Annotated in this window: 13 protein-coding genes; 6 read left to right on the top strand and 7 right to left on the bottom strand. The window is 70.5% G+C overall.

Annotated features, from left to right (window positions below; genetic code table 11):
- Nucleotide 1 precedes the first annotated feature (1 nt).
- A complete protein-coding gene (locus ABD197_RS14010; protein WP_344055469.1) occupies nucleotides 2-1,279 on the top strand; it encodes a metal-dependent hydrolase family protein in 1,278 nt (425 codons plus the stop codon).
- 70 nt (nucleotides 1,280-1,349) lie between these two features.
- Here the strand turns inward: ABD197_RS14010 and ABD197_RS14005 are convergent, their stop codons facing one another.
- From ABD197_RS14005 to ABD197_RS13995, 3 genes are read right to left on the bottom strand one after another with little or no spacing between them, the layout of a single operon-like run.
- Nucleotides 1,350-2,036 carry an alpha/beta fold hydrolase gene (locus ABD197_RS14005; protein WP_344055468.1) on the bottom strand — a complete coding sequence of 229 codons (687 nt, stop codon included), beginning with the start codon at nucleotides 2,034-2,036 and terminating at the stop codon, nucleotides 1,350-1,352.
- A gap of 44 nt (nucleotides 2,037-2,080) precedes the next feature.
- Entirely contained in the window at nucleotides 2,081-2,734 is a 654-nt protein-coding gene (locus tag ABD197_RS14000; protein ID WP_344055467.1) for a cyclase family protein, read from the bottom strand.
- 59 nt (nucleotides 2,735-2,793) lie between these two features.
- Nucleotides 2,794-4,038 carry an MFS transporter gene (locus tag ABD197_RS13995; RefSeq protein WP_344055466.1) on the bottom strand — a complete coding sequence of 415 codons (1,245 nt, stop codon included), beginning with the start codon at nucleotides 4,036-4,038 and terminating at the stop codon, nucleotides 2,794-2,796.
- 50 nt (nucleotides 4,039-4,088) lie between these two features.
- On the opposite strand from ABD197_RS13995, the gene ABD197_RS13990 reads away from it, so the two are divergent.
- Nucleotides 4,089-4,877, top strand: a complete 789-nt coding sequence (locus ABD197_RS13990; RefSeq protein WP_344055465.1) for an amidohydrolase family protein — start codon at nucleotides 4,089-4,091, stop codon at nucleotides 4,875-4,877.
- Nucleotide 4,878: 1 nt separating this feature from the next.
- The gene (locus ABD197_RS13985) at nucleotides 4,879-5,331 is read left to right on the top strand and encodes a cytidine/deoxycytidylate deaminase family protein (protein ID WP_344055464.1); all 453 of its coding nucleotides are present in this window, start codon (nucleotides 4,879-4,881) and stop codon (nucleotides 5,329-5,331) included.
- A gap of 33 nt (nucleotides 5,332-5,364) precedes the next feature.
- Here the strand turns inward: ABD197_RS13985 and ABD197_RS13980 are convergent, their stop codons facing one another.
- Nucleotides 5,365-5,724 (bottom strand): cupin domain-containing protein, encoded by a 360-nt coding sequence (locus ABD197_RS13980; RefSeq protein WP_344055463.1) that lies wholly within the window; start codon nucleotides 5,722-5,724, stop codon nucleotides 5,365-5,367.
- 16 nt (nucleotides 5,725-5,740) lie between these two features.
- Here ABD197_RS13980 and ABD197_RS13975 point away from each other — a divergent pair, with 16 nt between their 5' ends.
- A complete protein-coding gene (locus ABD197_RS13975; RefSeq protein WP_425561022.1) occupies nucleotides 5,741-7,537 on the top strand; it encodes an allophanate hydrolase in 1,797 nt (598 codons plus the stop codon).
- Nucleotides 7,534-8,361, top strand: a complete 828-nt coding sequence (locus ABD197_RS13970) for an N-acyl homoserine lactonase family protein (RefSeq protein ID WP_344055462.1) — start codon at nucleotides 7,534-7,536, stop codon at nucleotides 8,359-8,361. The genes ABD197_RS13975 and ABD197_RS13970 overlap by 4 nt, the downstream gene beginning before the upstream one ends.
- Before the next feature lie 11 nt (nucleotides 8,362-8,372).
- Here ABD197_RS13970 and ABD197_RS13965 read toward each other — a convergent pair whose 3' ends face one another.
- Nucleotides 8,373-9,794: a GMC oxidoreductase gene (locus ABD197_RS13965; protein ID WP_344055461.1), complete on the bottom strand. Its 1,422-nt coding sequence runs from the start codon at nucleotides 9,792-9,794 to the stop codon at nucleotides 8,373-8,375.
- Nucleotides 9,795-9,865: 71 nt separating this feature from the next.
- Here ABD197_RS13965 and ABD197_RS13960 point away from each other — a divergent pair, with 71 nt between their 5' ends.
- Nucleotides 9,866-10,663: a sulfite exporter TauE/SafE family protein gene (locus ABD197_RS13960; protein WP_344055460.1), complete on the top strand. Its 798-nt coding sequence runs from the start codon at nucleotides 9,866-9,868 to the stop codon at nucleotides 10,661-10,663.
- Nucleotides 10,664-10,708: 45 nt separating this feature from the next.
- On the opposite strand, the gene ABD197_RS13955 is transcribed toward ABD197_RS13960, so the two are convergent.
- Both ABD197_RS13955 and fdhA read right to left on the bottom strand, forming a co-directional pair.
- On the bottom strand, nucleotides 10,709-11,113 hold the full coding sequence (locus ABD197_RS13955; RefSeq protein WP_344055459.1) for a GlcG/HbpS family heme-binding protein: 405 nt from the start codon (nucleotides 11,111-11,113) through the stop codon (nucleotides 10,709-10,711).
- Nucleotides 11,114-11,171: 58 nt separating this feature from the next.
- Complete coding sequence (gene fdhA / locus ABD197_RS13950) at nucleotides 11,172-12,392, bottom strand: formaldehyde dehydrogenase, glutathione-independent (RefSeq protein WP_344055458.1); 1,221 nt, start codon at nucleotides 12,390-12,392, stop codon at nucleotides 11,172-11,174.
- Nucleotides 12,393-12,605 lie beyond the last annotated feature (213 nt).

Raw genomic sequence — 12,605 nt, 5'->3', positions numbered from 1 at the left:
GGTGCGCGCGCGTGCTCGGCTTCCGCTGACCCCGATCGGGCCCGGGCGGACGGTGCTCGTCGGGGCGACTCTCATCGACGGTGCGGCATCGGCTCCGCTGCCTGATGCCGAGGTCGCCGTGCTCGACGGCGTCGTGGACTACGCCGGACCGCGCCGTCGTGGCGGTGTCGAGGACGGCGGCCGTGTCGTCGATCTGTCGGGCTCCTGGATGCTCCCCGGGTTCATCGACGTCCACGTCCACCTCGCGATGGTCGCCGCCGGCGGCGAGCAGCAGCGTGCCTGGTTTGCGGAGGAAGCGGTTCTCGAGGTCGCCGCCCAGCTGCGGAGGACCGTAGAGGCGGGTGTCACGACGGCGCGCGATCTCGACGGGCTCACCCCCGGGTATCGACTCGCGGTGGGCAACGGCACGGCGGTCGGGCCCCGACTGCATCTGGCCATCGCGATGCTCTCGCCGACCGGCGGTCACGCAGACCCGTTCCTTCCGAACGGGAGCCTGCCGGCGTGGGCGGCGCGCGCGGGCATGCCGTCCCCGGCGCTGGTTGACACCGACGATGACATCGTCCGGACGGTTCGTCGGCTCATCAGCATGGGTGCCGATGCGATCAAGGTCTCCACGTCGGGTGGTGCGGGCTCGCCGACCGACGAGCCCGATGACGTGGGCATCACGGAGCAGCAGGTGCGATTGATCCGCCGTCTCGGTGACGAGCGTGGCGGCGTTCCTGTCACTGCCCACGCGCTCACCGATGCCGCCGCACGCGCCGCCGTGCAGGGCGGCGCGGCGAGCATCGAGCACGGCTACGACCTGTCGGACGCCACCATTGAGCTCATGCTCGAACGGGGCACCGTCCTGGTGCCGACGCTGAGCACCCTCCTCCGGGAGATCTCTACGCACATCGACCCCGGGCGGCGACGGGAGCGGGAGCGGATGCGCGAGCGGGGGATGGACTCCGTGCGGCGTGCGATCGCCGCCGGTGTGCCCGTCGCTCTCGGCACCGACGCGGGGGTCGTCCCGCACGGAGCGAATCTGCGCGAGCTGGCCTGGTTGGTCGAGGCCGGGCTCACGCCGATCGATGCCATTCGTGCCGGCACGTCCGCGGGCGCCGAGCTGCTCGGGATCGGCGACCGGGTCGGGACGGTCGCGGCCGGGAAGATGGCCGATCTCGTCGTGACGGATGCTGATCCGCTGGCGTCCGTCGGGCGACTCGCCGAGCCGGGCGCGGTGCGCATGGTCGTGCAGTCGGGCAGGGCGGTCGTCGACCTCGACCGGCGGCTCGGCTGACGCGCAGCCGTCACCGCTGAGTGGCGACGGCTGCGGCCGAGGCGACCTCGGCGACGGCCGCCCGAGCAGTTCACGCCGGTGCGAGGGCCTCCGCTGCGCGCGAGACGAACGCGCGGACGACTTCGGGCGCCGCGAGGGGCACGGAGTGGCTCGTCGCGACCTCTTCGACCGTGGCGTCCGCGCGTGCCGCCATGTCACGCTGCGCTTCGGGGCGCAGATGCCTGTCGAGCGTGGCCACCAGGTACCACGCGGGCTTGCCCGCCCACGCGGGCACCCCGGAGGGCTGCGTGAAGATCGCATCGGCACTCGCGCGACCGCGGGTGCTTCGCACCAGCATGGCCTCCTCGGGCACATCCCAGGACAGCGCCTGATGCGCTTCCTCGCTCTCCACGCCGATCCATTCGCCGTCCGGGCCTCGGGTCATGAACCGCGAGACCTCTGCGGGCTCGTAGCGGGTCACGATCTCGTTCACCGTTTCGCCCTCGGCCGGCGCGAACGCGGCGACGTACACCACACCGAGCACCCGCTCATGCATCCCGGCGTTGGTGATGACGGCGCCGCCGTACGAATGGCCGACGAGGAGCGCGTCGTCGTCGACGGCGTCGATCAGTGCTCTCACCGCCGCGACGTCGTCGTCGAGCGACTGCGACGCGTTGTCGGCGACGGAGACGTGGAATCCGTCGGACTCGAGCAGCGGAGCGACCGCGCTCCAGTCGAAGTCGGATCCTCCCATGCCGTGGACCAGGACGATGTGCATCGCGCCTCCCTTTCTGGATGCGGAATCAGTGGTGAAGGATCGGATCAGAGCCCGCGAGCCGCGGGGTTCAGGGGGAGCAGCACCGTGGGCGCCGGTGCGGCTTCTCTCCCCGCGAAGGGGACGGGCTGGCAGATCATGAGGTAGTCGTCCGGTTCGACCGCGGACAGGTCGGCGTTCTCAAGGATCACGACGCCCGCTGTGCAGAGGATCACGTGCGTCGGCCACTCTTCGGTATGGGCCGGCGCCTCGATGGTCATGTAGTCGTTGCCCGCGAAGCGCACGCCGTGGTCGACGAGCCACTGGGCGCCGGTCGGGCCGAGGCCGACCCATGTCTCGGACTTCTCCGATCGCGTGAGCGCGTCGGTGGAGTTGCGGGTTCGGAACAGCACGCGTTCGGCGCCCGAGGCGCCCGCAGCCTCGAGGTCCTCGGCGGTGATCTCTTCGTCGACGCCGCGCAGATCCAGAACGCGGACGGGGCCGACGACGCTGTCGAGGGCGATCTGGTCGACGCTGGCCGCGCCCGGAACGAAATGCGAGGGGGCGTCCACATGCGTCCCGGTGTGAGCGCCGATGAGCCAGCGTGAGACGTCGGAGGGATAGCCGTCGGAGATCTGCTCGACCATCTCGTACGTGGGGCGGCGTCCCCAGTGCAGCATGTCGCCGTGGATCGGGATGTTGATGTCGATGGCGTCGGTCACGGTTCCTCCACTTGGGTCCTGCCGTATGGATCCATTCTGACAGAAAATGTATCCGATGCCTATGGCGAAGGCTCCCCGCCTTCTCCCGGGCTCACGCGGGGGCGGGGGCTGGGATCGGGTGTGAAGACGGTGAGCACTGCGAGCGCGACCAGTTGCAGCATCCCGACGAGCAGGAAGGCCCACGTGGATGACATGGCCGCGAGAACGATCCCGCCCACGAGTGCGCCGGACGCGTAGCCGAGGCTGGTGAAGCTCGCGAACAGGCCGAGCCCCAGTGCGCGGTTGCGTGAGCGCAGGCCGCGTGCGGCGAGCATCGTGAGCGATGGATAGAGGGGGGAGAACCCCACGCCCATGAGCGCGGCCCCCACTGCCGCGACCGCGAATGATCCGGCGATCCCCAGGATGACGAGTCCGCCGCACAGCAGCACGAGCGAGATCGCCGCCGCGCGCAGCGGGCCGATGCGGTCGGGCAGACGCGCTAGAACGAGGCGGGCCACGACGACGCTGGCCGCGAAGACGCCGAACACCGACGCGGCCCCGAGCAGCCCGGTCGCCGGCACCCCGGCCGACCCGAGGTGAACGATGAGGAATGCGAGCATCAGGCCCTCGCCGCACCACGCGGCCGCCGCGGCGACACCGGGCACCCACACCACCCGGAGCACCTCCCAGACGGCGCCCGCTCCACGCGGTGCGACAGTGGGGATGGGGGAGGTGGCGGTGGAGGGGGAAGGGTGTGCGGGCTGCGGCAGGAGGCTGAACAGGATCAACACCGCGATCTCGATGCCCACGCACGCGGCGAACACCGCGCGGGGCTCGGCGACCGCCGAGATGCCGGCGGCCAGCTGCGGGCCGGCGGCGAGGCCGAGCCACACGCTGAGGCCGTAGATGCTCAGGGCTCTGCCGCGCTGGGTGTTCGGCGAAAGAGCGACCAGCCAGGTCAGGGTGAGTGCCATCGCCGCGGCATTGCCGAGCCCGAACAGCAATCGGCTCGACACCGCGGCCCACAGGTGCGGCACTGCGGCCAAGAGCGTCAGGGCGGCGGCGGAGAGTGCGATGCCGGACATCGCGACGACGCGATACCCGAAGCGATCGGCCAGGTGTCCGCCGAGGGGCATGGCGACGATGGAGGTGACGGCGGAGAGGGCGATGAGCAGGCCCGAGAGCTCCGGGCCGCCTCCGAGATCGGCTGCGACGAAGACCGGGATCGTCGGGGTGGAGGCGGAGTTGGAGATGCCGCCGAGGGCCGACACACTGAAGATCATCCAGAACGGGAGAGTCCTGATGATGTCGCTGCTCCGCGTCATGTTCCTCTTTCCGCCGTGCGAATGTATCCTATAAGCGGAAGAATGGATCCATGATCCAACGGAGAGGCGAGTGCATGATCATCGACGCGTACAACACCACCCAGGACGTGCGGGGGCGTTCCGACTACCTGACCGGTGCCCGCCCCGGGGAGGAGCCCCCCGCCTACACGCCGTTCGACCCCGACCGGATCCTGACCCGCATGGATGCCGCGGGTGTGGACATGGCGATGGTCTGCTCGCTGGCGCAGCGCATAGAGAACGACTTCATCATCGGACTGCAGGATGCCTATCCTGAGCGCTTCATCGGGTTCGGGCAGGTCATGCCGCAGGCTGACGACGCACTCGACGAGATCCGCCGCATGAACGCCGCCGGGATCCGCGGGCTGAAGCTGCACCCCAGCATGCACGGGTACCACGTCGCCGACCACGGACTGCTCGATCCCGTCTTCCGGCTCTGCGCGGAACTCGGGATGGCGATCATCATCAACGCGCTCGACGATGCGTTCTGCGCACCCTTCGCGATTGAGGAGATCGCCAAGGATCATCCCGATGTGCCGACGATCATCGCCCACATGGGCGCGGTGTGGAACGTCCCCGAGGCCATCATCGTCGCCGAGCGGCGCGACAACGTCTACCTCGAGACATCCGCCACCCTGATGGCCGACGTCAAACGCGCCTACGCGCGTCTGGGTGGCGAGAAGATCCTCATGGGCACCGAGTGGCCGGGTTCCGACTTCGACATCGAACGACTGAAGATCTCGAAGGCGATTCCGGATGCCGCGGACCGCGCGCTGGTCGAGGGCGGCAACTACGCTCGCATCCTGCGCATCGGAGGCTGATATGGCGGATGCCGCGGACCGACCGCCGGCGGAGCGCCCCGCCGGAATGACGGATGCCGACGCCGAGCTGCTCGCGAGCGCGCTCGCGCTGCTCGAGCAGGTCTACGTGCCGGGGCGTCATGAGGTCGTCGCCGCCATGCGCACGGCGGACGGCGAGATCCACCTCGGTGTGCACGTGGACGGCTCCGCCCGCCGCAGCAGCGTGTGCGCGGAGGGGGTCGCGGCGGGGGTCGTGTTCGCCCATGGTGCGTCGGGCAGCTCCGAGGTCGTCTCCATTCTGAGTGTCCTGCGCCGCCCGGAAGGGACCACCCATGTGATCGAGCCGTGCGGTGTGTGCGCCGAGCTTCTCGCGGACTACTGGCCGGAGGCCGGGGTGTGGATCACGCAGGGCGCGGATGTCGTCCAGGTCCGTGTGGCCGCTCTGCTTCCCGCCAAACGCCTCCGGCGCTGGTGAGTCGGGGCGCCGCGTGTGCGTCGCCCCGATCCTTCACCGGTAGACGACGTAGAACTTGCGGACCGGCTCGGCCACCGTCCAGACGCCCGTCCAGCCGATGGGGAAGTAGGCGACACTCCCCGGAGTCAGGGCGACCGCGTCTTCGCCGTCGCGCTGGACGGTCATGGCGCCCTCGAGAAGGTGGATGATCTCCCCGCGCGTGAGGAACTCCCAGCGGGACGTACCGGGATCGCTCTCCCAGGTGCCCGAGATGATGGTGCGCTCGTCGTTGGCGAACTCCACCCGCGAGCGCGTGATGATCTCTCCGGACAGTGGCTCGGCGGACGGGGGCGCGAGCGGCTTCGACTCGAGGTCGGCGGCGACGATCTCGACAGGATTGTAGGTGTGGGTCATGATTGGATCCTAAACAATGCATAATGGATACTCAATAGGGCCCCGAAAGAACGGACCGCGCATGGCTCTCGAGTCCTCGTCCGCCCCATCCGGTCCCGCGAGCGTGCGCTCCGACGCGCGTGAGCCTCACGAGGAGAGGGGCGTGAGCGCCGTCAGCCGCGTGCACGCCGCGTTCGCGCGCGTGCGAGAAGTGGATCGCCCGGAGATCTGGATCGCCCTGCGCGACGAGTCCGATGCGGTCGCCGACGCAGCGGCCGTCGATGCGCGCGTCGCGGCGGGTGAACGCCTGCCGTTGCACGGCCTCGTCGCGGCGGTGAAGGACAACATCGACGTCGCGGGGTTCGACACGACCGCCGGCAGTCGCGCGTTCGCCTCGACGCCGGTGGGGGACGCGCCGAGCGTCGCGCGATTGCGGCAGGCCGGCGCCGTCGTGCTCGGGAAGACCAACCTCGACCAGTTCGCCACAGGGCTCGTGGGCACGCGGAGCCCATTCGGCGCCGTGCGCAACGCGTGGGACCCGGAGCGGATCTCCGGCGGATCGAGCTCCGGTTCGGCTGTCGCCGTCGCGCTGGGGATCGTGGACCTCGCGCTCGGCACCGACACGGCGGGCTCGGGTCGTGTGCCCGCCGCCCTCAACGGCATCGTCGGCGTGAAACCCACGATCGGCCTCATCCCGACCACGGGTGTCGTGCCCGCATGTCGAACGCTCGATTGCGTGACCGTGTTCGCGCGCGACCTCGCGACCGCGCGCCGAGCGGCCGAACTCATGGCGGGTCCGGACGGGGTCGATCCCCTCGCGCGCGTCGACCGGCCCGCGCCTGCGCTCGACGCTTCGCCCGTCGTCGCGGTGCCCACCGCCGAGCACCTCGGCGACCTGGCCGAGGGCTGGGCCGACGCATTCGCCGGCGTCGTGCGCCGGCTCGCCGCATCCGGTGTCACGATCGTCGAGGTCGACATCGCGCCGCTCCTCGAGGCCGCCGCGCTGCTGTACGGCGGGGCGTTCGTGGCAGAGCGCACCGCGGCCGTCGGCGAGTTCATCGCCGCGCATCGCGAGCTCATCGGGACCGATCTGGATCCCACCGTGGCCGGCATCATCCTCTCCGGTGCCGATGCCCGGGCCGCGGACTACTTCCGCGACCGCGAGAAGCTCGAGCGGCTAGGCCTCGAGGGGCTCCGGCGCCTGAACGGCGCGGTCGCCCTCCTCACGCCGACCACGACCGGGCATCCCACCCTCTCCGACGTCGCCGCCGCCCCGGTCGCCGTCAACAGCCGGATGGGCCGCTACACCAATTTCGCGAACCTGCTCGACAGGAGCTCCCTCGCCGTGCCGGCGGGATTCGTGGGGGGACTGCCGTTCGGCGTGATGCTCACCGGAGCACCGTTCGCCGACCGCACGTTGGCGCAGCTCGCCGAGCGTATCGCCGGGCCCGAGACCGAGCTGCTCGTCGTCGGCGCGCACCTGCGGGGTCAGCCCCTCAATCCGCAGCTCGTCGAGGCCGGCGGTTCCTTCGTGGAAGACGTCCGCACGGCGCCCGAATATCGGCTGTACGCGCTCGCCACGTCGCCTGCCAAGCCCGGGCTCGCCCGGGTGCCCACGGGGGGTGCGTCGATCGTTGGAGAGCTCTGGCGGCTCCCGGCGGCGGGATTCGCGCGCTTCGTCGCCGCTCTGCCGCAGCCCATGGGTGTCGGACCGGTCCGACTCGAGGACGGGCGAACCCTCACCGGCTTCCTGTGCGAGGCGCTCGCCCTGGAGGGGGCGTCGGACATCACCGCGCACGGCGGCTGGCGCGCGTACCGCGGGTCGCTCTCGTGACGGTGGTGAGTCGATGGGCGGATGCCGCCCCGCTGGCGCTCACAGGTCGACCGCAGCGACTCGTGCCGATGGTGCTGGGCTTCGAGCCGATCCGCGAAGCCATCTCGGTGCGCGGCGGCAGCGCCTTCCGCCACCTGATGGAGCCGGTGACGGCGGCCGCCGTCGTCTTCGAGAAGGGCTGGGTGCTCCTGGACGGCGGCTTCGACCCGTCCCGTGTGCGCGACGCCGCACGCCGTGCCGCGAGCTTCGACTACGAGAACTACGTGCCGATCGTGCCACCCGGCGATCCACTCGTCGACCAGGTCGCCGAGGCCGGTCTGGAGTGGCATGATCTCGCCGCCGCCGCGATCTCCCACGCCCATTTCGACCACACGGGTGCCGCGCGCCTGCTGCAGATCGGGCAGCCGCTGCTCATGCAGCGTCGGGAGTGGGAGCACGTGCAGGCCACGGACTCCGAGCGGGCGGCATTCCTCTTCCGCGGCGACTTCGACCATCCCGGGCTCACGATCGCGCTGCTCGACGGCGACACGGAGGTCGCGCCCGGGCTGAGGGCGATCGACACCGCCGGTCACACGCCCGGTCACCAGTCGTTCGTCATCGAGCTGCCGGGACGCACGGTCGTCCTCGCCGGCGACGCGGCCGACTTGCGTGCGAACATCGACCGACGCCTGGCCACCGGGTCGACGGCGACTCCCGAGGACGCCGGCCGTGCCGACGCCGCCATCCGTCGGCTGGCCGATCTCGACGCGCGCCCGGGGGTCGAGGTGTGGCCGGGGCACGATCCCGAGTGGGGTCCGTGGCGCGACGTCGTCGACGCGCGCTGACGCACGAGTCCTCAGCGCAGATCGTCGGCCAGTCGCGCGGCTGCGCGCCACGCGAGCGCCTCGATCGTCTCCACCGGGCCCCGTCCCCCCGTCGAAGGGAACGTCGACGAGCCCACGACGACGAGCCCCGGCACGCCGTGGAAACGCCCGTAGGAATCGACCACCGACGTTGCCGGATCCGCACCCATCCGCACCCCTCCGTAGAGGTGCGTGCCCAGGGGCTGCGGCTGGAGGGGCGCCCGCCAGGTGGTGCGCGCGCCCGCCGCGTCGAGCCACTCCGCCGCGCGGTCGGCGAGGAACCACCATCGTCGCCGATCGTCGTCGGCGAGCGAGAAGGTCATCCGCGCGACGGGACGGCCGGCCGGGTCGCGGTGCACGGGGTCGAGGTCCACAATGTTGTCGGCGCGGGGGACCTGATCGGGTTGGCCCCACACCGTCCCGATCGACCGATGGTGGGCGCGCACCCAGGTTGCGGCATCCACGTTGCCCGTGGTCCGTCGTGAGAGTCCCGCTGTCGCCGCGTCCAGGCGCGCTGTCGACCAGGGGCCGGTCATCGCCGCCTGCAGCAAGGACCCACCGACGAACCCCAGTCCGGTGTGATCGAACCGGTCGCCCTCGAATTCTGCGACTGCGACCGCGCTCGCCGGGCCGCCGTCCCGGCGGCGGAGGTCGATGCCCGCGAAGTCGCCGTGCACGACGAACGTATTGTGTGAGAGGAGCCAGCGCCCGACGTGCCCTGCAGCCGTCAGGCCTGACAGCAGCAGGAGCCGGACGGTGGGAAGGACGGATGCGGCGACCACGACCGCGCCGCACGCGATGACGCCCGTAATCCCGTCGCCGTCGACGTACTCGACGCCCGCGACGGCGCCCGTCGGTCCCTGCTGCACGACGGTCGCGGTTGCGCGTACGATCTCGACGCCCGTGCCGGCGAGGAGGGGAGAGATGTCGGGGGAGGCGGCGGCGGGGGCGGGGAACGGGTGCCAGCCGAGGCGCGCCGCCGCCGAATGCATGCGGTCGGTCCACGGGGTGGGCGCGCGCGGTGCGACCCCGGTCGCGTCCTCCACGCGGGCGTACCACATGTCGAGGTCGGCGGCGACGATCGGCCAGTCCGCCAGATCTGCGGCCGCGGCTGCGCCGTAGCGCTGCACGGTCTCGGAGCGCATGCGGAAGGACCACTCCTCCAGCCGGTACGCCTGGGCGGCGGCGAGCCGCTTCGATCCGCCCACGCCGTCGAGACCGGCCGGCGGCGCAGGCTGGAGCAGAGCCTCTTCGTCCGGCCGGGTGCGGAGGGTGGGCGGTGGTGCGGCGAGGGGCGCTCGGCCGCTCGGCTGCGCGTCGGGCTGCAGAGCGAGCACCCTGTGCCCGGCTCGCGCCAGTTCGCGTGCGGCGACGACGCCGGCGGGGCCCAGACCGACCACGACGACATCAGGCATACCCCTCGCCTTCCCGTCGATGTTCGTATCCGACATTACTAGTATTGGATACATTTCAGGAAAGGTCGATCATGACTCCGTCACACATCGCTCGGCGTACGCCGCGGGGCATCGCGCTGTGCATCGGCATCGGGCTGCTCGCGGGTTTGCTCTCAGGACTTTTCGGGGTCGGGGGCGGCACCGTGGTCGTTCCGCTGCTGGTGCTGCTGCTCGGGTTCGACCAGCGACTCGCCGCGGGCACCTCTCTCGCCGCGATCGTGCCGACCGCGGCGGTCGGTGTGATCTCCTACGGGCTGAACGACGCCGTCGCGTGGATCCCGGCGCTGCTGCTCGCCGTCGGTGCGGTGGGCGGGGCGCAGATCGGCACCTGGCTCCTGCCGAAGGTGTCGCAGACCATCTTGCGATGGATCTTCGTCGGCTTCCTCGTGATCGTCATCGTTTCGCTGTTCGTCGTGATCCCTTCGCGCGACGCCCAGCTCGAGCTCATGTGGGGGAACGGCATCGCTCTGGTGGTGCTCGGCCTGGCCACCGGCACGGTGTCGGGCCTCATCGGCGTCGGCGGCGGCATCATCGTCGTTCCGGCTCTGATGATGGTGTTCGGAACCAGCGACCTCGTCGCGAAAGGCACATCGCTCCTCATGATGATCCCCGCAGCGATCTCGGGGACGATCGGCAACCTCCGCCGAGGCAACGTCGATCTGGTGGCGGCCGCGTCCGTCGGTCTTGCGGCCTGCACGACGACGGCGCTCGGGGCGTGGCTCGCGACGGTCGTCGACCCGTTCGCCGGCAACGTCCTGTTCGCGATCTTCCTGGTCTTCATCGGGGCGCAGATGGCCGTCAAAGCGGTCCGCGCTCGCCGCACCCGCTGACACGGCGAAGGCGGGGCACCCGAGCGCCCCGCCTTCGCCGCCCGATCAGAGGGCGGCCGCGCCCGCCTCGGCGACGGTCTGGTCCTGCTCTCCGGAGCCGCCGGACACGCCGACCGCGCCGACGACCTCGCCGCCGCGGGTGAGGGGAACGCCGCCGGCGAAGATCGCCACGCCGCGGCCGTGGGCGTTGGTGGAGTGGATTCCGAAGAACTGCTGCGTCGGCTGGGCGTTGTCGCCGAGGTCCTTCGTCGAGATGTCGAACGCCTTCGACGTCCAGGCCTTGCTGATCGAGATCTCGATGCTGCCGATCCAGGCGCCGTCCTGGCGCACGTGCGAAACGAGGTTGCCGCCCGCGTCGACGACGGCGATGTTCATGGGCTGGCCGATCTCGTTCGCGCGACTTTCGGCGGCGGCGATGACGCGGCGGGCGTCTTCCAGGGTGACGGACATGAGGTGGTTCCTTTCGTGGGTGATGGCTGCCGGGACTCCGGGAGCCGGGATCGCCGCATCACGCGGTCTTGATGTACCCGTTCGGGTTGAGCACGTAGTTGCGCGCGGCGCCCTGGTCGAAGACGGCATAGCCCTGCGGGGCTTCCTCCAGCGAGACGGGCGTCGCGTTCACCGCTTTCGCGATGTGGACTTCGTCGTGGAGGATCGCCGTCATCAGCTGCCGGTTGTACTTCATGACGGGGCACTGGCCGGTCGTGAACGACAGCGACTTGGCCCAGCCGAGTCCGAGGCGCAGCGACAGCGAGCCGACCTTCGCGGCCTCATCGACACCCCCGGGGTTGCCGGTGACGTACAGGCCCGGGATGCCGAGCGCGCCGCCGGCGGCGGTGATGTCCATCAGCGAGTTGAGCACGGTCGCGGGTGCCTCGTGCGAGGCTTCCGACCCGTGTCCGCGCGCCTCGAAGCCGACGGCATCGACACCCGCGTCGACCTCGGGCACCCCGAGGATCTGCTCGATCTGGTCTTTCGGGTCGCCCTGGGTGACGTCGATCGTCTCGCAGCCGAAGGAGCGGGCCTGTGCGAGGCGAGCCTCATTCAGTTCGCCCAGGATGACAGCCGCCGCCCCGAGCAGTTGGGCGCCGACCGCCGCGGCCAGGCCGACCGGCCCGGCGCCCGCGATGTACACCGTCGAACCGGGGCCGACCGCGGCCGTAACAACGCCGTGGAAGCCGGTGGGGAAGATGTCGGACAGCATCGCCAGGTCCAGGATCTTCTCCATGGCCTGATCGGCGTCTGGAAACCTGAGCAGGTTCCGATCGGCGTAGGGGACCAGGACGTATTCCGCCTGGCCGCCCACCCAGCCGCCCATGTCGACGTAGCCGTAGGCGCCGCCGGGCCGGTCGGGGTTGACGTTCAGGCAGATCCCGGTCTTGCCCTCCTTGCAGTTGCGGCAGCGTCCGCAGGCGATGTTGAACGGCACCGAGACGATGTCACCGACCCGGATGAATTCCACGTCGGGTCCGACCTCGACGACCTCCCCCGTGATCTCGTGGCCGAGCACGAGTCCTTGCGGCGCGGTCGTGCGTCCCCGCACCATGTGCTGGTCCGATCCGCAGATGTTGGTCGCGACGGTGCGGAGGATCGCTCCGTGGCGCACCTGTCTGCCGACGTTGGCAGGGTGCACACCCGGTCCGTCCTTGAGCTCGAACTCGGGATAGGCGGTGTCGATCACCTCGACGACACCGGGCCCCCTGTAGGCGACGGCTCGATTCGTGGACATCTTTGTCCTTCCTCGCGAAGCGGGTCGGATCAAGCCTAGCAAGTGGATCCGGAAATAAGAAGATTGGATCCACGAAGAGGCACGCGAGTGCGCGGTCGGTAGTCAGCGGGGCAGACGCGCGCAGCACACAGCGCGGCGCTCTCAGGAAGAATCGGATATTCGGCGCTCGACGCGCGCGCAGGGTGTCCCTTTTCCTGACGGCTCTTCACCCGG

Origin of the sequence: Microbacterium lacus, assembly GCF_039531105.1 — a bacterium.
In the GTDB taxonomy this organism is placed as follows: domain Bacteria; phylum Actinomycetota; class Actinomycetes; order Actinomycetales; family Microbacteriaceae; genus Microbacterium; species Microbacterium lacus.
Note: the sequence above shows the minus strand (reverse complement) of the source record. Positions and strands in the feature narration are given on the sequence as shown.